This window comes from Streptomyces sp. NPDC030838 (assembly GCF_055572035.1).
Window position 1 is genome coordinate 167,972 of sequence record NZ_JBVIED010000017.1, and the last position, 18,876, is coordinate 186,847.

Sequence of the window (18,876 nt, forward strand, 5' to 3'; positions counted from 1 at the left end):
TGCTACGAGGTGTGGGGAACTCGGCGAAAACGTATGAGCATTGATGAAGCGGGCGTACCGGGGGCGGCGGCGCGTTCCCCGGAGGGCCTCGGCGCGGCGGTGGTACGGGTGTGCGGCGGCGATGGGCGCCGCGTCGGGACCGGGTTCCTGCTGGCGCCCGGGACGGTGGCCACCTGCGCGCATGTCGTCGCGGACGCGCTGCGCACGGACGCTGGTTCGCCGACGCCGCCCACGTCACCGGTGACCGTGGAATTCCCGCTCCTGCCCGGCACGGTCACCTACGAGGCGTCGGTGACGGCCTGGCGGCCGGTGGCGGGGGACGGCAGCGGGGACATCGCCCTGCTGCGGCTGCCGGAAGGCGCACCCGCCGGAGCGGTCCCGCTCGCCGGCACCGGCGACGTCTGGCACCACCGCTTCCGCATCCTCGGCTTCCCCGCCACCGCCGAGCACGGCGCCTGGATCGGCGGACGGCTGCTCGGCGCGGTGGGCCAGGGCTGGATCTCGATGGAGACGGACGGCAGCACCGGCCACCGCATCGGCCCCGGCTGCAGCGGAGCGCCGGTCTGGGACGAGGAGGTGGGCGCGGTCATCGGCATGACCGTCGCCACCGACCGCGGCGCCTCGGCGGTGACGTCGTATCTCATCCCGGCGGCCACGTTGCTGGACCTCCGGCCAGGCCTGCGCCGCTGCCCCTACCGAGGCCTCGACGCCTTCCGCGAGGAGGACGCCGAGTACTTCTTCGGCCGCGAGGAGGAGACTCACCGCCTCCTGGACGCGGTCGAACGGCACCTGGTGGTACCGGTGGTGGGGCCGTCGGGCAGTGGCAAGACGTCGCTGGTCCGGGCGGGGGTGCTGCCGCGCCTGCGGGCCGAGGGGTTCACCGTGTCCGAGATCCGTCCGTTGCCCGGGACGCGGGCGTCGCTGACGGTGGCGAGGGCGGTGGTGGGGGTGCTGGGGGCGGGGGTTGATGCCGGGGCCGCCTCGGCGTCGGCGCCCGAGGCTGATTCCGCCGCCACCTCGGCGTCGTCGCTCGATCCCGGCGCTGATTCCGGCCCCGCCGCCGTGCCCGCGCCCCGGGGGGCCGAACCCGCTCGCCACCCTGCACTGACCACCGTGGAACACGAACGCGTGGCGCTGGCGTTGGCCGACCTGCTGGACTCCGCCGACGGCCCGACCCCCGCCGAACTCGGCCGCCGCCTGCTCGACCACTGCGGCCCGCAGGGCCATGTCTTCTTCCTCAACCAGCTGGAGGAGACGGTCGCGGCCGACCCCGCCACCGCCCGGGCCCTGCTGGCCCTGATGGCCGGCATGGTCTCGGTCCCGGCGGAAGGGCGACGGCTGCGCGTCCTCGCCACCCTGCGCTCCGCCTGCCTGGACGACCTGGCCGACCCCGCCACCGCTCGCGTCCTCAGCGACTGCGCCCAAGTCGTCGCGCCGCTCGGCCGATCGGGCCTGCTGCGTGCCATCGAGGGCCCGGCGGCCCGCGTCCCCGGCCTGACTCTGGAAACCGGCCTCGCCGAACGCATCGTCGACGACGCCGAGGACGAGCCGGGCCACCTCCCCCTGGTGGAGTTCGCCCTCACGGAACTCTGGGCGCACGAGAAGGGCGTACGCCTCACTCACTCCGGCTACGAGGCCCTGGGCGGCGTCGCCGGCGCCCTCTCCGCCCACGCCGAGCAGCGGGTCGGCGAGGTCATCGCGGCGCACGGCGAAGCCCCGGTGCGCCGCCTGTTCACCCAACTCGCCCGCCCCGACGAGGCGGGCGGCTTCACCCGCAAGCCGGTACGCCTCGCACCCCTGCCCCCCGACCTCCGGTCGGCCGCGGAGGCCCTGGCCACCCACACCCGCTTCGTCCGCATCACCCACGGCCCCGACGACGACCCCATCGTCGACCTCGCCCACGAGGAACTCGTCCGCGCCTGGCCCCGCCTGCGCGAGTGGCTGGAGGCGTCCCGCGACTTCCGAGCCTGGCAGGAACGGCTGCTCCAGGCACTCGCCCACTGGAAGGAGACGGGGGAGGAGCCGGGCGCGCTGCTGCGGGGGACGATGCTGGCCACGTCACTGGAACAACTGGCGGACCCGGTCCGCCGCGCGGACATCACCCAGGCGGAACGCGACTACGTCGAACTGAGCCGCCGGCACCAGCAACGCGCGCTGCGGCGCTGGCAGGCGGCGACGGCGGTGATGGTCGTTCTGGCGCTGCTGGCGGGGTATCTGGCGGTGCAGACATGGCGTGGCGGGCAGGCCGTCGAGGAACGCGTGCGGGTCCTGGCCTCCCGTAACTTGGCGGAAGAGGCGCAGCGTCTTGCCGAGGCGCACCCGCTGACCTCCGTACGCATGGCTCTGGCCGCCTGGCACAACGCGCCGAGCAAGGAGGCACGACAGGCTTTGCTGGACGCCTATTTCCGGGGTTTCTCCGTGGGCAGGGGGCTTCCGCGGCCGGCTTCGGAGCGCTTCGAGAGTCTCGACATGACGGCCGACGGTTCCACGGTGGTGTCGCTGGCCGAGGGCAGGTCCAACGTCACCCATGTGCGGGTGTGGACCGGTGTCTTCCACGGCAGGGCGCAGTCGTGGCACGTGCACGTTCCGGACGGCGTGCCCGAGGACCTGGCCGTCAGCGACGACGGGCGCCTGCTGGCCGTCGCCACGGATGACGGTGCGGTACACGTCCACGACCTGCGGCGGCGCCGACCGGTGCGGACGCTGACGGACGGCGGCATGCCGTACACCGTGGCACTCGACTTCTCGGACAGTGGGGGTCGTCTGCTGAGAGTGGCTCACGATCTCTCGGGCGGGGAGGAATGGACCGCCGAGGTCTGGAACACCGGCACCGGTGAGGCCCTGACGGTCGGCGCGAGGGGAGACGCCCCGGACAACGCCGCGCTGGTCGGTGAGGGTGAGAAGGCCGTCTACCTGACCAACTCCGGCGATCCGGAGCCGGGCGTCGCCACCGTGCGCGATCTGAAGACCGGGAAGCCGCTGAGCACGGTCCGCCACGCGGAGGATCTCGCGCTGGGAGGCTCGGGTGTCGTCGTCGACCGGAAGTACGGACGCCATGTGCTCCAGCCCCTCACTGGATCTGGTGCCCCCGGCCCCGTCTTCCCCGCGATGGGGAGCGACGTCGACGCCACCGGACGGTACTGGGTGGAGAACAGCGGCACGGACGGGACCTCCATGCTCTGGGTCACCGAGCTGCGAACGGGCCGGCGATACCGCACCCCAGCCGACTTCAGAGGGGGGTGGGTGACGCCTGTCGCCGTTCTCCCGGGCAAGGGCGGTGCGCCGCGGGTGCTGGTGGCCGTCGGTTCCGAGCTGCTGGTGCTGCGGACGACTCGGCAGAACACCCTCCCGTTGCTGGAGATGGAGCCCGAGGCGTGGTCGTCCGACGACACCTATGAGAGAAGCCCTGACGGCGCATATCGCGCACGCACGGATCGCTCGGGCGAGCGAGACCGGTTCAGACACTGGCTCATCGTGAGCCGACGAGGCGAGGAGATGACGGCGGAGCCCGTCCGTCTCCGGGAATGGGAAGGCGTAGACAACGACGACCTGGCCGCCTTCTTCACCACGGACAGTCGCCGTGTCGTCCTGTGGGAATCCGAATACGAGCTGCTGTCGGTCCGTGGCGTGGACGGCGGGGCGCAGCAGCGCGCGGAGCGCTTCCCCGGTGGCATCCTGTTCGCCGCCCCCCTTTACGGCAGCGAGGTCGTGGTGCTGACCTGGGACCGGCTGATCGTCTACGACACGGCCTCAGGGGACCAGTGGCCCGTGGCCGACCGTCCATGCGGCGCCGACGGGGGCTGCCTCGGATACGCGGTACGCCCCGACAACCGGCACCAGGTGGCCATCGCGGACGGCGAGGGAAGAGTCAGCCTCTGGAACGTCGACCAGAGGAAGAAGATCGCCGACGGTGACTTCACCATCGCGTTCGACTGGGCCGGCGTGTGGCTCGTCTTCGCCCCGCACGGCGGTCTCCTCGCCGCGTCGCTCGACAGCAGGACCATCGCCCGACGGGACGTGACGAACGGCGCTCGTGTGGGCGCCACGATCGCGAGCAGCGACGAGATGTACGTGAGCGCACTGGCCGACGACGGCACCCTGCTGAGCGACGACGACTACATGGAGCTATGGCGCCCGCAGGACACGGACCAGCCCTACGTCACCCTGCCCTTCGGCGCCCGCTCGGAAGACCTCCGGCTCACCCCCGACCGGCTCTTCGTCCAGCGGGAGAACGACGAGTTCTCCGTCCCCCTGAAACCCGAGGACTGGCACGCCGCCCTCTGCCGCCACTGGACCGTTCCCTACACCGAGGCCGAACTGCGCATCCTCGACCGTGCCGGAGCGGTGACGGACGATCCATGTCCTGAGAAGAAGCCGTAGCGGCCCGCGAACGCCGACCGGGCGGGTGCGAGGAACCCCGTCCCCGCACCCGCCCGGTGCGCTGCGTGCCGTACGTCAGATCACGACGCCTCAGACCACGATCAGATAGATCCCGTACGCCACCGCCGCCGCACACGCCGCGAAGCACGCGTACGCGCCGGTGACCGCGAGGGCCGCCGTGTCGCCCCGCTCCGCCGCGCGCTCGCGGCGGGAGAGGCCGGTGATGCCGAGGGTGAAGAGGCCCACGAGGGCCACGGTGACCACGAGGCTGACGCCGAAGACGGAGCCGAGGGCCGCCCAGTCGATCTTCATGCTGCTGATTCCTTACGTACCGGGGTGCGCGGGGCTCAGACCGCGGCCTGCGAGGGCGCCGGGTCCGTGCTGGCGGGCTTGGCCTGGGCCGGGATGGTGGCCGTCAGTTCCTCGGCGGGGGCGCCGGCCGGCGGCGGGGTGACGGCTGCGATGGCGGCGGTCACCACGCCGGGCGACTCCTGCTCGGCGGTCTCGTCGACGTCGTTGACGTTGGTGTGGTCGACGACCTCGCGCCGCGAGATCTTCCAGATCGCGAAGCTGGAGGTGACGAGGAAGACCGCGACGAGCGCCGTGCCCCAGTCGCCGAAGTTGGTCACCCACTCGGCGAGCGCGCCGACCAGCGCGGCGGCCGGCAGGGTCAGACCCCAGGCGACGAACATCCGGGTCGCGGTGGACCAGCGGACCACGCCGCCCTTGCGGCCCAGGCCCGCGCCCATCACCGCACCGGAGACCGAGTGCGTGGTGGAGAGGGAGAAGCCGAGGTGGGAGGAGGCCAGGATGACGGTCGCGGCGCTGGTCTGGGCGGCGAAGCCCTGCTGCGGCTGGAGGTCGGTGAGGCCCTTGCCCATGGTGCGGATGATGCGCCAGCCGCCGAGGTAGGTGCCGAGCGCGATGGCGATGCCCGCGGAGAGGATGACCCACATGGGCGGGTCGGAGTCGGGGGCGAGGGTGCCGCCGGCGACCAGGGCGAGGGTGATGATGCCCATGGTCTTCTGCGCGTCGTTGGTGCCGTGGGCGAGGGAGACGAGGCCCGCGGAGGCGATCTGCCCGGCCCGGTAGCCCTTGGCGGAGGCCTGGCCGTCGGCCTTCTTGCCGAGCGTGTAGGTCAGCCGGGTCGCGATCATCGCGGCGATGCCCGCGACCAGCGGGGCGGCGATCGCCGGGATCAGCACCTTGGTGACCAGCACGTCGCCGTGGACGGCGCCGACGCCCGCCGAGGCGATGGTGGCGCCGATCAGGCCGCCCATCAGGGCGTGCGAGGAGGAGGACGGCAGTCCCACGAGCCAGGTCAGCAGATTCCACAGGATCGCGCCGACCAGCGCGGCGAAGATGACCTCGGGACGTATGCCGCTCTCGTCGACCAGGCCCTTGGAGATGGTGTTGGCGACTTCCACCGAGAGGAAGGCACCGACGAGGTTGAGGACGGCGGACATGGCCACCGCGACCTTCGGCTTGAGCGCACCGGTCGAGATGGTGGTGGCCATCGCGTTGGCGGTGTCGTGGAAACCGTTCGTGAAATCGAACGCGAGTGCGGTTACCACCACAATCGCGAGGATCAGCGAGATGCCTTCCATTTACCCAGGCAATCGTTCGAGGTCATTGGCTGGACGAACGTAGGTAACCCAGGTGAACGAAAGGTGAACTGGGGAGGGCATCACGGTGTCGCCAAGGGGGGACCGTCGTTCCGCCGTCGATTCGTCGGCGTTCCGGTTGCATCCGGACGGCCCGACGGCCCCCGCGCCGCACGGCTAGGAGCCGTTCGCGAACGCTCTCAACCGGTCCGTCGATCCGTTGAAGAGATTCTGGTCACCCGGCAGGCTGCCGCCGTTGTCGTACTGCCAGAACGTCCAGAACGACCAGCCGGCCGGCAGTGTTCCCGGCCCCGCCGCGTTGTAGCGGGCGATCCACAGCGGGTGACTGGCGGCGAAGGCGCGGCTCGCGCCCGTGCAGGTGTTCCACCAGTGGGTGGTGGTGTAGATCACCGGGCGACGGCCGGTCAGTCGTTTCACCTCGTCACTGAAGGCCTTGATCCAGGCGACCATACGTGTCTTGCTCAGGCCGTAGCACTTGTGCTCTTTGTCGTACGGGTTGTACTCGATGTCGAGTGCGGGCGGCAGTGTCCAGCCGTCCGCCCGCCACCCGCCGCCGTTGCGCACGAAGTGGGCGGCCTGCGCCGTGCCCGACGACTTGTCCGGCAGGGCAAAGTGGTACGCCCCCCGGATCAGGCCCGCGGCGCGCGAGCCGTTGTACTGCTGGCTGAAATACGGGTTGCGGTAGGTGGTGGACTCGGTCGCCTTGACGTAGACGAACCGGGCGCCCTTGGCCTTCGCGCTCTGCCAGTCCACGTTCTTCTGGTGCGACGAGACGTCGTGGCCCTTGGGCTTGCCGGCCGCCGCGGCCGGAATCTCGGCCAGGGCGGTGCCGGTCAGGGCGAGCGCCGCCACGAAGGTCGCGGCGGCGCGGGCGCGGCGGCTGGGTGGTCTGCGGTCACGGGCCATGTGTCCCCCCGGAAATGGCGTCGTGCATGACAAATCCAGCCAGACAGTAGTGGAAGATCACTCCATGCTCGTCGATCTCCGGCCAAGCACGGCTACAGAGGGATGTATGCCGATATGTGAACTTCCGGACCGGCGGCTTCCGGCCTACAGTGCCCCGGCGCCGCGCCGCTCCCGGCTCCGCCTGGCAGGATCGCGCCATGGCTGAGCAGCGAGGGGACCAGCGGGACGTACGGGATGGCCGGGAAGGCGTACCGGATGTGACGGAGCCGCGCGGGAGCGGTGTGCGCGACGAGGAGGCCCGGGCGTGGGACGCGCTGGTCGCGGCGGCCCGGCGGACCGTCGCCGACGGGCTGGTCGTCGGCACCTCCGGCAACGTGTCCGTACGGGTCGGGGAGATCGTCCTGGTCACGCCCTCGGGCGTGCCCTACGACCGGCTGACCCCCGCCGACCTCACCGGGGTCGACCTCGACGGCCGGCAGGTGCGCGGCACCCTCGTGCCGACCAGCGAGCTGCCCATGCATCTCGCCGTCTACCGCCACACCGAAGCCCGCGCCGTCGTCCACACCCACGCGGTGCACGCGACGGCCGTCTCGACGCTCGTCCCGGAGCTTCCCCTGATCCACTACATGGCCGCCGCGCTCGGCGGACCCGTCCGGGTTGCCCCGTATGCGACATACGGCACCGAGGAGTTGGCCGAGAACATGCTCCGCGCCCTCGACGGCCGCTCCGGCTGCCTCCTCCAGAACCACGGCACGATCACCTACGGCGCCACCCTCGACCAGGCCTACGACCGCACGGCCCAGCTGGAGTGGATGTGCCGCCTGTGGCTGACGGCCTCCTCCGTGCCGGGCCTGACGCCGACGCTGCTGTCCGAGAGCCGGCTGAAGGACGTGACGGAACGGCTCAAGGGATACGGACAGCGGGGCTGACGCCCGGCACGGCCGCACACGACCGTCACTCGGATCATGTCCTCCCGCTGGCCGCCCGCCCCCTTCGCCCGGACACTGGACCCGTGCGCCCTGTCAAAGCGACGGCCGCTGCCGTCACCGCCATGACAGTCGCCGGTGCCGCCGCGGTGGCCGCCGGCCGGTTCGCCAGCGACGCCGCGCTCAAGGCGCCGCCGGGCCGTCCGCTGCCCACCGAACCCCGGCTCACCGTGCACGGCACGGCCGCGGGCCAGGTGACCCTCACCCGTGACCTCGCCTCGCTGCGCCCCGGCACCTACGGCCTGGCCGGGGACGGCCTGCACGCGGTCGTCGGACCCGTCCTGGAGGCCGCCCCGCACCCCGCCGACACCGTCGTCCGCCGGCTGCTCCGCGTCACCCACGGCACCCTGGAGCCTGGCGACAAGGTCTGGCTGACCCCGAACGCGTACATCGGCGATCCGCACTCCGCCCTCGGCCTCGACCACGCCGACGTGGACGTCCCCGGCGAACTCGGCGCCCTGCCCGCCTGGTTCGTGCCCGGCGCCCGCGACACCTGGGTCATCACCGTGCACGGCCTCGGCACCACCCGGGAACACCCCATGAACGTCATGGAGTTCCTGCACCGCCACCGCTTCCCGGTCCTCGACCTCGCCTACCGCGGCGACCTCGGCGCGCCCCGCCCCGCGGACGGCCTGAACCACCTCGGCGAGAGCGAGTGGCGCGACCTGGACGCCGCCATCCGCTACGCCACCCGGTACGGCGCCGAACGCGTCGTCCTGCATGGCTGGTCCACCGGCGCCACCATGGCGCTGCGCGCCGCCGCCCACTCCGCCGTCCGCGACCGGATCGCCGGGCTGGTGCTGGACTCCCCGGTGCTGCACTGGGAGTCCACCCTGCGTGCCCTGGCCTCCGCGCGCCGTATGCCGGGGGCTCTGCTGCCGCTCGCGGTGCGCGCCGCACAGGGCCGCACCGGCCTGCTCGGCGACCGTGTCGACGAGGCCGCGCACGCCGGCTATCTCGAGGTCCCGGTGCTGATCTTCCACGGTCCCGACGACACGGTGGCCCCCTGGGAGTTCTCCCGGCGGCTCGTCGCGCGCCGCCCCGGCCTGGTCGCCCTGCAGACGGTCCCGCACGCCCCGCACGGCGCCATGTGGAACGCCGACCCGAAGGCCTACGAGGAAGCCCTCCGCCGTTTCCTGACTCCCCTGATGTGAGCCCGCCCGCCGCCCGATGTGAGTCCGTGGGCCGGCACCGGCCCAACCGATCCGCCGGCCCAACCTGTCCGCCTGCTTTCGGCCATTCGTCCCGAACACCCCTCATCGCCCGGTCGCGGTGATTCCGTTTAACGGCGTACCACTGTCCGGTTCACGCCCTTCAGCCCCCTACGGACCTCAGCCCCTTGGCCAGTCCCGTCGCCCCCCGTGACATTCCGTTTGGGTTTTCGGACCGTCAACCGGAAGACTGCCCCCGTGACGTCCCGTATCCCGCGCGACTCCAGGCTTCGACTCGTCCGCCCGCGACCCCTGGCCGCCGCCCCCCGAGCGATGAACCAGCGGCCCGCGCGCCGCCCCGCCCCGCGCCCGCCGGAGGGCACCCCGGCCCCCGCGGAGCTGGCCGGAATGGCACGCTCAAGGCTGGCCGGCGCCGCCCGTGTCGCCCGCTGGGCCGACACCGCCCTGCGCCCCGGCCGAGCCGGCGGGGCCTCCGACGGCAAGGCCACCCTCGCCGACGCGACCGCCGAACGGGCGGCCGCCGAGCTGGGCCTGACACCGGCCCAGGTCCGCGCCGACTGGGACACCGCCCGGCTGGCCGGCCTCGTCGAGGTGCACGGCGACAGCGCCCGCCCCGGCTGGCGGCTGCGCGCCTGGGACCGCGACGACAGCGCCGTCCTGCGGGGCTGGGTCGCCCTGTTCGACGCCTGGTCGCTCGCCCACCCGGAACCCGCCGAGCACGAGCCCGCCGCCGTCGCCGAAGTCGTCTCGGCCATGCCGCAGGTGCTCTCCTTCCTCCAGCTGTCCGCCGGACCCGTCCCCGTCGAGCAGCTGCTCGACCTGCTCCAGCAGCGGGTGCGGGAACTGCGCACCGAGCGCTGCGAGGTCCCGTACGGCCCGCAGCGCGAACCCGCGCGCCCCGCCGCCGGCACCGGCCTCGCGCAGCCCGCCGACCCGGCCGACGCCGAACTCGCCCCGCTGCTCGACTGGGCCCTGCACGCCCTCGCCTCCGTCGGCGCCCTCACCTGCGGCGACGGACAGGCCACCCTCACCCCGCTGGGCAGCTGGGCGGTCTGGGTCAAGCTGGAGCAGATCTGCGTCGCCGCCCAGAGCCCCGCCGGCAACATCGAGGCCGCCGCCGAGGACATGCTGCGCGGCTGCGCCCAGCTGCGCCCCAACGCGGCCCGCGCCGAGTACCGCGCGTGGCTCGCCGCCCGGCCCGTGGGCAGCGCCGTCACCGAGCTGCTGGACGCCGCCCGCGGTGACGACGCCCTGCTGCGCGGCCTCGCCTTCGAGGCGCTGCGGGTGGTCGGCGCCCCCGCCGAGCCCGATGTGCGCGCCGTGCTGGACGAGCCGACGCTGCGGCCCTACGCCCTGCTGTGGCTCGCCGAGCACGAGGGGACCGACCCCGAGGACGCCCACGAGGTGCTGACCCGGGAGGAGGCCACCTGGCTGTGGGTCGACACGGCCGCCGCCGTCGCCGACCACGGCGAGGCCCCGATGCTGGTCCGGCATCTGGAGTCCGCGGTGCAGCCGACCGTGCCCGCGCTGCTCGACGAGGTGCGCGCCGTCGGCCACCCCCGCACCGTGCAGGTCCTGGTCGCCCTCGCCGCCGCCCACCCCGACCCGGCACTGGCCAAGGCAGTGCGCCGCGCTGCCTTCCAGGTGCACACCGGCGGCAGCTGAGGCGGCTCAGGCCGGTATCTGCGGGGCGTAGGTCCCGAAGGTCCAGATGTTGCCCTCGACGTCACGGGCCATGTAGTCCCGTGAGCCGTAGTCCTGGTCCGTCGGGGGCATCAGGATCTCCACGCCGTGGTCCACCGCCCGCCGGTGGTGTGCGTCGACGTCGTCCACCACGACGTACACCCCGGTCGGGCCCGCGCTCTTCATCGCCGAGTCGAAGACGCCGCCGCGGCCCTTGGAACCGACCATCACCGCGCCGTTGCCCTGCACCAGCTCGGCGTGCAGCACCGCGCCGTCCTCGCCCTCGTACACCGACAGCTCGGTGAAGCCCAGGGCCTCCGTGAGCTGCCGGATCGCCGCCTTCGCGTCCGCGTAGAGCAGCGCCGGGAAGACACTCGGGCGTCCGTTGCCCGTCCCCGCCATATCGATCACTCCCTCGTGCTCGACATCGAGTCGGCGGCGATCGCCACCGGCCGTCACCGGCAGCCGGCGACCACCACCGACATCAGTCTGGCAGCCACCACTGACAACGCCCCGGCCGTCGGCCGCCGTCGGCGGAGGGCGCCCCCGGCCCTGTCCCCGCCGCCGCGGCCGCTCCGGCGCCGTCGCGGCCCTTCCGTTCCCTCGGCCCAACCCCTGCGGCCGAACGGGCGACGCACCCCCGCAGGCCCGCGTGTCATCCCCGTACGCCCGGCCGCCCGGCGCCCGCGTGGCTACGCTCTGCGCGGTGCCCAACGCCCATGCCCCAGGGCCCGGAAGCCCGGAAGGGGGCGTCGTGGGCGGTGTGCCGGTGACGGCGGCTCTCTCGGTGAAGACGGCTCGACCGGCCGAACCGGCCGGGGAACCCGTCGGGGACCCGCTCCCCGCCCCGCCCCGGTTCCGCCCCGCCCCTTCCCGGTTCCGCCCCGCCCCATCCCGGTTCCGCCCCGCCCCATCCCGGTTCCGCCGCGTACCGCGCCTGCTCCCCGCGGCCCTCGCCCTGCTCCTCGCCGTGCCCCTCCTGGCCGCCGCCCACCAGGCCCGGCCCGCCGCTCCCTACGGGGACCGCCTCACCGTCCACGCGCGCGTGGACCACGGCCACGCCGGTCGGCCCCGTATCCACCGGACCGCCGTGGAGGCCCGCGACCCCCGCACCGGCGCCCTCCACTGGCGGCACACCCGGGACGGCCGGCGCCCCCTCGCGGTGCTCCCCGCGCGCGGGGAGGCGATCGTGTTGTGGGACGACGGACTCGTCACCGCCACCGACGGCGGCCGGGTGCGCTGGCACCGCGCCCTCCCGGCGGCCGCCGAGTGGCTCCGCGCCCGGGGCGGCACCGGCGTCCTGCGCCCCCTCGGCCGGGGCATGCTCGCGGCCGTCACCCCGGGCCGCGTCACCGCGTACCGCATCGCCGACGGCGATCTGCGCTGGGTGCTGCCCGCCCGCCCGGGCTGCGCCTTCGCCCCCGGACGTGCCGTCCGTCACAGCGGGGTGCTGCTGCTCGCCCAGCCCTGCGGACCGTCCGCCGCCTGGACCGCCCAGCTCATCGCCGTCGACGACCTCGGCCGGATCGCCCCGCGCCGCCGCCCCCTCGGCAACGACCTGCCCGACGGCGTCCCCGGCGCCCGGACCGAACACTCGAACGCAGAAAAAGTGGTTGCACCGCCCCGTTAGACTGGGCCCATGGCCATTCTCCTCGCGCATTAGACAGCGGGAACGTCTCTCAGCCCCCCGTCCCGCCCACCATCCGCCCTGGAGTCTGTCCGTGATCTCCGCCTCCGGTATCGAGCTGCGCGCCGGTGCCCGCGTCCTCATCGAGTCCGCCACCTTCCGTGTCGCCAAGGGCGACCGCATCGGCCTGGTCGGCCGCAACGGCGCCGGCAAGACCACCCTCACCAAGTGCCTGGCCGGCGAGGGCATCCCCGCCGCCGGCACCATCACCCGCTCCGGCGAGGTCGGCTACCTCCCGCAGGACCCCCGCACCGGCGACCTCGACGTCCTCGCCCGCGACCGCATCCTGTCCGCGCGCGGCCTGGACGTCCTGATCCGCAAGATGCGCGAGAACGAGCAGCGCATCGCCAACGGCCAGGGCGCCACCCGCGAGAAGGCCATGCGGCAGTACGAGCGGCAGGAAACGGAGTTCCTGACCAAGGGCGGGTACGCCGCCGAGGCCGAGGCCTCCACCATCGCCGCCGCGCTCAACCTGCCCGACCGGGTGCTCGGCCAGCCGCTGCACACCCTCTCCGGCGGTCAGCGCCGCCGTGTCGAGCTGGCCCGCATCCTCTTCTCGGACGCGGACACCCTGCTGCTCGACGAGCCCACGAACCACCTCGACGCCGACTCGATCGTCTGGCTGCGGGACTACCTGAAGACCTACCGCGGCGGCTTCATCGTCATCTCGCACGACGTCGACCTGGTGGACACGGTCGTCAACAAGGTGTTCTACCTGGACGCCAACCGCGCCGCGATCGACATCTACAACATGGGCTGGAAGCTCTACCAGCAGCAGCGCGAGGCCGACGAGAAGCGCCGCAAGCGCGAGCGCGCCAACGCCGAGAAGAAGGCCGCCGCCCTCAACGCCCAGGCCGACAAGATGCGCGCCAAGGCCACCAAGACGGTCGCCGCGCAGAACATGGCCCGCCGCGCGGAGAAGCTGCTCGCCGGTCTGGAGGAGGTGCGCCAGTCCGACAAGGTCGCCAAGCTGCGCTTCCCCGAGCCCGCGCCCTGCGGCAAGACCCCGCTGACCGCCGAGGGCCTGTCCAAGTCGTACGGCTCGCTGGAGATCTTCACCGACGTCGACCTGGCCATCGACAAGGGCTCCCGCGTGGTCATCCTCGGCCTCAACGGCGCCGGCAAGACCACCCTGCTGCGCCTCCTCGCGGGCGTCGAGAAGCCCGACACCGGCCAGGTGATCGAGGGCCACGGCCTCAAGCTCGGCTACTACGCCCAGGAGCACGAGACCCTGGACGCCGACCGCACGGTCCTGGAGAACATGCGCTCCGCCGCGCCCGACATGGACCTCGTCGAGGTCCGCAAGGTGCTCGGCTCGTTCCTGTTCTCCGGCGACGACGTCGACAAGCCGGCCCGGGTGCTCTCCGGCGGCGAGAAGACCCGGCTCGCCCTGGCCACCCTGGTGGTGTCCTCCGCGAACGTCCTGCTGCTCGACGAGCCCACCAACAACCTCGACCCGGCCAGCCGCGAGGAGATCCTCGGCGCGCTGCGCACCTACAAGGGCGCGGTCGTCCTCGTCACCCACGACGAGGGCGCGGTGGAGGCGCTCCAGCCGGAGCGGATCATCCTGCTGCCGGACGGCGTCGAGGACCTGTGGGGCGCGGACTACGCCGATCTGGTCGCCCTGGCCTGACCCGGATCCCGGCCCGGACGCGGCCTGGATCCAGGCCGGACCCGGCCCGGATCCTGTCACCCGGGCGTGATCGAAGGAGTGATCCACGGCGTATGGATCATTCGGACGATCCGTGATCCATCATCTGTGTGAGATCTCCTCATCCCAGGGTGTGTCCTACATCGATATCGCGGCCGATCCCTTTGTCGACAAGGGTCGGCCGCCTTGCGTCGCTGACCTGGCACTTCGCGGAACAACCCGTTCGGACGTATGCGGTCGAGCGAGTTGAATCCCTGATTCCACTTGTGGGGATGCGCTCCTGTCGTCACAACCCTCATCCACGGACCTTGCCGAATGGGTGGCCATGAAGCCCCGGAGGGGTGATCATGAGGAGACCAGAGCGCACTTCCCATGAGGAGGCACGGGTGGCCGAGACTCTGAAGAAGGGCAGCCGGGTGACCGGCGCCGCGCGCGACAAGCTCGCGGCAGACCTGAAGAAGAAGTACGACGCCGGTGCGAGCATCCGGGCGTTGGCCGAGGAGACCGGCCGCTCGTATGGCTTTGTGCACCGCATGCTGAGCGAGTCGGGCGTCACGCTCCGTGGGCGTGGCGGGGCGACGCGGGGCAAGAAGGCCCAGTCGGCCTGACCCCGGGCGCCCGCGCCCACGATGGTGGCCACCCGGTCGTTCAGGTGACCGGTCGGGTGGTTACTGTGCAGTCACTTAGGAGTGCCCGCCACACGGCACGGCACTCACGATGACCGCACCCATCGGAGGCGCCCCATGGCTTCGCTCGACCCGGTAATCGATCCGGTACTCGACAAGGACGGCGTACGGCTCACCGTCGACGACGCGATCGCCACGGTGACGCTGACCAACGCGGCCAAGCGCAACGCGCAGAGCCCCGCTCTGTGGCGGGCGCTGGCCGAGGCCGGCCGGCTGCTGCCGGGCAGCGTTCGCGTGGTCGTGCTGCGCGCCGAGGGTAAGTCCTTCTCGGCCGGGCTCGACCGACAGGCGTTCACGCCCGAGGGCTTCGACGGCGAGCCGTCGTTCCTCGACCTCGCGCGTGGCTCGGACGCCGAGCTGGACGCCACCATCGCCGAGTACCAGGAGGCGTTCACCTGGTGGCGGCGGAGCGACCTCGTGTCGATCGCCGCCGTCCAGGGGCATGCCATCGGCGCCGGGTTCCAACTCGCACTCGCCTGCGATCTGCGCGTCGTCGCCGACGACGTGCAGTTCGCCATGCGCGAGACCAGCCTCGGGCTGGTGCCCGACCTCACCGGCACCCATCCGCTGGTGGGCCTCGTCGGGTACGCCCGCGCGCTGGAGATCTGCGCCACCGGACGGTTCGTGCAGGCCGAGGAGGCCGTGACCACCGGGCTGGCGAACATCGCCGTGCCCCTGGACCAGCTCGACGCCGCCGTCCGCGACCTGGCCGCCGCACTGCTGGCCGCGCCGCGCGACGCCGTGATCGAGACCAAGGCCCTGCTGCACGGCGCCCAGGACCGCACCTACGAGGAACAGCGCACCGCCGAACGCCAGGCCCAGGCCCGCCGCCTGCGCGACCTGGCCGGCATCGGCGACTGACACACCGCGCGGGCCGCGACCGATCCACACCGCGCGGCCCACAACGGATCACCCCACCGAGGTGACCAGCACCGCCACCGTCGGGTGATCCCGCAGCGCCTCACCCACCCGCGCGCGGACCTCCCGGGCCACCTCCACGGCCCGGTGGTCCGCGCGCAGGGCGAGCTCCAGCCACACGTGCCGGCGCGCCAGTGCGCCGTCCGGGCCCCGCCGTTCCTCGATGTGCACGGCCCGGCCCAGCCCGCCCAGCGTGCCGGTCAGCCGCGCCACCCCGGGCACGGCGAGCGCCACGCCCGCGACGAGCGCCTCGTCGCCCGCCGTGGCCTCCTGCGCGTCCGGCGGTTCGGGCGGCCGTACGACGACCGGTTCCGGCTCCTCGTCCAGCAGGTCGGTCACCCGCAGGTCGACCTCGGCGACCCGCAGCCCGAGCCGCTCGGCCGAGGCCCCCACGAGTGCCGCGCGTACCCGCTCCGCGGACTCCGGAAGCGGCAGGGTCGCCGCCGCCGCGAGCTCCGCCGTCAGCCGCAGCGGACCCGGCGGCAGCGCGCTCGGCGGGGCCGGTACGGCCGGGTCGTAGGTGTGCTCCGGGTCGGCCAGGGCGATCCGCAGCGCGCCCAGCCGTACCCCCGCCACCTCGTCCGCCGCGGCCCGCAGCACCGCCCGCGCCGCCTCCTCCGCGATCCACGCCCCGTCGCGCGCATCGCCCAGCGGCAGGATCCTGCCGAGCCGCAGCTGCTCCCGCACCGCCCGCGTCCACCGGTCCGTCATTCCTCCAGCCTGCCGCATTCCCGGCGCGCATCCGAGCAACCGCGCTTACGGTGGTCGTAGAACGACGAACCGAGAGGGACGTACGGCGATGACCGATATGACCGACCGGAACCGGACGCAGATCCCGGAGGGCGAGAACGAGCCGCCGGTGCAGACCCGCAAGGCCACCCGGCGCGGCGGTGGCGACCCCGGCACCCGAGGGCGGACCACCATCGCCGACGGCGTGGTGGAGAAGATCGCCGGAATGGCCGCCCGGGACGTCGACGGCGTGCATGCCATGGGCAGCGGCATCAGCCGCACCTTCGGCGCCGTACGCGACCGGGTGCCCGGCGGCACAAAAGCAGTGACGCGCGGCGTGAAGGCCGAGGTCGGCGAGCGGCAGACCGCCCTCGACCTGGAGATCGTCGTCGTCTACGGCGTCTCGATCGCCGATGTCGCCCGCGATGTGCGCGAGAACGTCATCGCGGCCGTCGAGCGGATGACCGGCCTCGAGGTCGTCGAGGTCAACATCGCGGTCAGCGACGTCAAACTGCCGGACGAAGAGGAAGAGGAGCCGGAGCCCCGGATCCAGTGACGCATCGTAGGAGCGCACCATGAGCATGGCCGTGGTCGGCATGATCGCCGGGATGGCGCTGGGCTTCGCCGGGTATTTCGGCGGCTTCGGCGCGTTCCTGCTGGTGGCGGCCCTGGGCGCCGTCGGGTTCGTCGTCGGCAGGCTCCTGGAGGGAGACCTGGACCTCCGCGACTTCTTCCGGCCGCGCGGCGACCGGCGGCGGTGACCGCGGTGAGCGAGGGGGCGGGTGCGTTCCCCCGACCCCCCACGGTCGTCCCGCCGGGCGAGCGTGGTGCGACCCGGATCGCCGACCGGGTCGTCGCGAAGATCGCCTCCCAGGCGGCCCGCGAGGCGGTCGGCACGCTGCCCGCCGAGGCCGCACCCCCGCACGCCACGGTGGTCGTGCACCACGAGACCGCCCGCATCCGCGTCCACCTCGAACTCGGCTACCCCGTCGACGTCGGCGCCCGCTGCCGGGACGTGCGTCGCCAAGTCCTGGAGCGGGTAGGCGCGTTGGTGGGATTCGAAGTGCCGGAGGTCGCCGTCCAGGTGGAACGGCTGCACATGCCGAGGGCATCCGGCGCGGCACTTGGGAGGACGCGATGAGCGAGCCCCAGGGCTCCGAGGGCACCACACGGCGGATGCCGGTCCTCGAGAAGGACGGACCGGACCGGTCCGCACCGGACACCGGCCACGGTCCGCCGCCCGTGCTCGACGGCGAGGACGGCGGCGGTCGCCGCTTCTGGTCCGCGCGCCGCGTCCCCGCGGGCGTCGTCGCCGTGCTCCTGCTCGCCGGCGCGGGTCTCTTCCTCTACGACATTGCCGCGGTGCGCGCCGACCAGCCGGTCATGCGCTGGCGCCGCGAACTCGCCCGGCAGCTCGCCGAACGGCCCCTGGACGACATCTGGGCGCTCACCGGCGCCGCCGTCGCCGCGGCCCTCGGCCTCTGGCTCGTCGTCCTCGCCGTCACGCCCGGTCTGCGCGGCCTGCTGCCGATGCGGCGCACCCATCCCGACGTCCGCGCGGCCCTGCACCGGCCGGCCGCCGCGACGGTGCTGCGCGACCGGGCCATGGAGGTCTCGGGTGTGCAGTCGGTGCGGGTGCGGGTGGGGCGCCGGAAAACCGACGTCCGCGCGGTGTCCCACTTCCGCGACCTGGACGACGTACACGACGACCTGGACGCCGTCCTCGCCGACGCGATCAGGGCCCTGGGCCTGGCCCGGCCGCCCGCCCTGTCCGTGCGCGTACGGCGACCGGGCCGGAAGGGGTGAGGACGGTGGCCAGGACCGTCAACCGCGTACTGCTCGGCCTCGTCGGGCTCGTCCTCGTCGTCCTGGGCGGTTCCGTCCTCGCCGTCGGCCTCGGCGCTCCGGCACCGTCCTGGTGGATCCACCACGGCCGCGACGACGTGCTGCTCGGCGACGCCGAACGCACCCGCTGGCGGGACGCCGGCTGGTGGTGGCCCACCGTGCTCGCCGTCCTCGCCGTGCTCGTCCTGCTCGCCCTGTGGTGGCTCGCCGCGGTCCTGCGCCGGCGCCGGCTGTCCGAGGTCCTGGTCGACACCGGCGACGGCGAGGGCGCGCTGCTGCGCGGCCGGGCCCTGGAGGACGTCCTGGAGGCGGAGGCGGCCGGCCTGGACGGCGTGACCCGCGCCCACGTCCAGCTCACCGGCCGCCGCAGCGCGCCGAGGACGCGAGTACGGCTGTTGCTGGAGCCCCACGTCGACCCGGGCGCCGCCCTCCAGCACCTTTCGGCCCAGGCCCTGACCCACGCCCGTGAGTCGGCGGGCCTGGCGAGCCTGCCCACGGAGGTCCGCCTACGGGGGGTCAGGCACCGCGCCGAGCGTGTCACTTGAAACCAACGGCGCGGTACCCCACCTCAGGGGCGCGGGGAACTGCGCGAGCAACCACCACGGCCC

Annotated in this window: 18 protein-coding genes; 13 read left to right on the forward strand and 5 right to left on the reverse strand. The window is 73.2% G+C overall.

The window, feature by feature from the left end; all coding sequences use genetic code 11:
* Window positions 1-33 precede the first annotated feature (33 nt).
* Window positions 34-4,380: an nSTAND1 domain-containing NTPase gene (locus ACZ42A_RS33955; RefSeq protein WP_468531158.1), complete on the forward strand. Its 4,347-nt coding sequence runs from the start codon at window positions 34-36 to the stop codon at window positions 4,378-4,380.
* A 90-nt stretch (window positions 4,381-4,470) separates the two neighbouring features.
* Here the strand turns inward: ACZ42A_RS33955 and ACZ42A_RS33960 are convergent, their stop codons facing one another.
* From ACZ42A_RS33960 to ACZ42A_RS33970, 3 genes are all read right to left on the reverse strand, one after another.
* Window positions 4,471-4,692, reverse strand: a complete 222-nt coding sequence (locus ACZ42A_RS33960) for a hypothetical protein (protein WP_468531159.1) — start codon at window positions 4,690-4,692, stop codon at window positions 4,471-4,473.
* A 35-nt stretch (window positions 4,693-4,727) separates the two neighbouring features.
* Window positions 4,728-5,987 (reverse strand): inorganic phosphate transporter, encoded by a 1,260-nt coding sequence (locus ACZ42A_RS33965; RefSeq protein ID WP_468531160.1) that lies wholly within the window; start codon window positions 5,985-5,987, stop codon window positions 4,728-4,730.
* Between the two features lie 174 nt (window positions 5,988-6,161).
* The gene (locus ACZ42A_RS33970; RefSeq protein ID WP_468531161.1) at window positions 6,162-6,911 is read right to left on the reverse strand and encodes a lysozyme; all 750 of its coding nucleotides are present in this window, start codon (window positions 6,909-6,911) and stop codon (window positions 6,162-6,164) included.
* 197 nt (window positions 6,912-7,108) lie between these two features.
* Between ACZ42A_RS33970 and ACZ42A_RS33975 the strand changes: the two genes are divergently transcribed.
* From ACZ42A_RS33975 to ACZ42A_RS33985, 3 genes are all read left to right on the forward strand, one after another.
* The gene (locus ACZ42A_RS33975) at window positions 7,109-7,840 is read left to right on the forward strand and encodes a class II aldolase/adducin family protein (protein ID WP_468531162.1); all 732 of its coding nucleotides are present in this window, start codon (window positions 7,109-7,111) and stop codon (window positions 7,838-7,840) included.
* An 83-nt stretch (window positions 7,841-7,923) separates the two neighbouring features.
* Window positions 7,924-9,051: an alpha/beta hydrolase gene (locus tag ACZ42A_RS33980; RefSeq protein ID WP_468531163.1), complete on the forward strand. Its 1,128-nt coding sequence runs from the start codon at window positions 7,924-7,926 to the stop codon at window positions 9,049-9,051.
* A 255-nt stretch (window positions 9,052-9,306) separates the two neighbouring features.
* The gene (locus tag ACZ42A_RS33985; RefSeq protein WP_468531164.1) at window positions 9,307-10,734 is read left to right on the forward strand and encodes a hypothetical protein; all 1,428 of its coding nucleotides are present in this window, start codon (window positions 9,307-9,309) and stop codon (window positions 10,732-10,734) included.
* Between the two features lie 6 nt (window positions 10,735-10,740).
* Here the strand turns inward: ACZ42A_RS33985 and ACZ42A_RS33990 are convergent, their stop codons facing one another.
* A complete protein-coding gene (locus ACZ42A_RS33990; protein WP_468531165.1) occupies window positions 10,741-11,154 on the reverse strand; it encodes a VOC family protein in 414 nt (137 codons plus the stop codon).
* A gap of 352 nt (window positions 11,155-11,506) precedes the next feature.
* Here ACZ42A_RS33990 and ACZ42A_RS33995 point away from each other — a divergent pair, with 352 nt between their 5' ends.
* From ACZ42A_RS33995 to ACZ42A_RS34010, 4 genes are all read left to right on the forward strand, one after another.
* Entirely contained in the window at window positions 11,507-12,382 is an 876-nt protein-coding gene (locus ACZ42A_RS33995) for an outer membrane protein assembly factor BamB family protein (RefSeq protein ID WP_468531166.1), read from the forward strand.
* Window positions 12,383-12,473: 91 nt separating this feature from the next.
* Window positions 12,474-14,072 carry an ABC-F family ATP-binding cassette domain-containing protein gene (locus tag ACZ42A_RS34000; protein WP_468531167.1) on the forward strand — a complete coding sequence of 533 codons (1,599 nt, stop codon included), beginning with the start codon at window positions 12,474-12,476 and terminating at the stop codon, window positions 14,070-14,072.
* A 404-nt stretch (window positions 14,073-14,476) separates the two neighbouring features.
* On the forward strand, window positions 14,477-14,698 hold the full coding sequence (locus tag ACZ42A_RS34005) for a helix-turn-helix domain-containing protein (RefSeq protein ID WP_043499642.1): 222 nt from the start codon (window positions 14,477-14,479) through the stop codon (window positions 14,696-14,698).
* Between the two features lie 135 nt (window positions 14,699-14,833).
* Window positions 14,834-15,637, forward strand: coding sequence for an enoyl-CoA hydratase/isomerase family protein (locus tag ACZ42A_RS34010; RefSeq protein WP_468531168.1), 804 nt, complete (start codon window positions 14,834-14,836; stop codon window positions 15,635-15,637).
* Window positions 15,638-15,685: 48 nt separating this feature from the next.
* On the opposite strand, the gene ACZ42A_RS34015 is transcribed toward ACZ42A_RS34010, so the two are convergent.
* Window positions 15,686-16,405 (reverse strand): nucleopolyhedrovirus P10 family protein, encoded by a 720-nt coding sequence (locus ACZ42A_RS34015; RefSeq protein WP_468531169.1) that lies wholly within the window; start codon window positions 16,403-16,405, stop codon window positions 15,686-15,688.
* A gap of 88 nt (window positions 16,406-16,493) precedes the next feature.
* Between ACZ42A_RS34015 and ACZ42A_RS34020 the strand changes: the two genes are divergently transcribed.
* From ACZ42A_RS34020 to amaP, 5 genes are read left to right on the forward strand one after another with little or no spacing between them, the layout of a single operon-like run.
* Window positions 16,494-16,979 (forward strand): Asp23/Gls24 family envelope stress response protein, encoded by a 486-nt coding sequence (locus ACZ42A_RS34020; protein ID WP_468531170.1) that lies wholly within the window; start codon window positions 16,494-16,496, stop codon window positions 16,977-16,979.
* 19 nt (window positions 16,980-16,998) lie between these two features.
* A complete protein-coding gene (locus tag ACZ42A_RS34025) occupies window positions 16,999-17,184 on the forward strand; it encodes a hypothetical protein (protein WP_468531171.1) in 186 nt (61 codons plus the stop codon).
* Window positions 17,181-17,564, forward strand: a complete 384-nt coding sequence (locus ACZ42A_RS34030; RefSeq protein WP_468531172.1) for an Asp23/Gls24 family envelope stress response protein — start codon at window positions 17,181-17,183, stop codon at window positions 17,562-17,564. Before ACZ42A_RS34025 ends, ACZ42A_RS34030 begins: the two co-directional genes overlap by 4 nt.
* Window positions 17,561-18,229 carry a DUF6286 domain-containing protein gene (locus ACZ42A_RS34035; RefSeq protein ID WP_468531173.1) on the forward strand — a complete coding sequence of 223 codons (669 nt, stop codon included), beginning with the start codon at window positions 17,561-17,563 and terminating at the stop codon, window positions 18,227-18,229. Before ACZ42A_RS34030 ends, ACZ42A_RS34035 begins: the two co-directional genes overlap by 4 nt.
* A gap of 5 nt (window positions 18,230-18,234) precedes the next feature.
* Entirely contained in the window at window positions 18,235-18,813 is a 579-nt protein-coding gene (gene amaP / locus ACZ42A_RS34040; RefSeq protein ID WP_468531174.1) for an alkaline shock response membrane anchor protein AmaP, read from the forward strand.
* Window positions 18,814-18,876 lie beyond the last annotated feature (63 nt).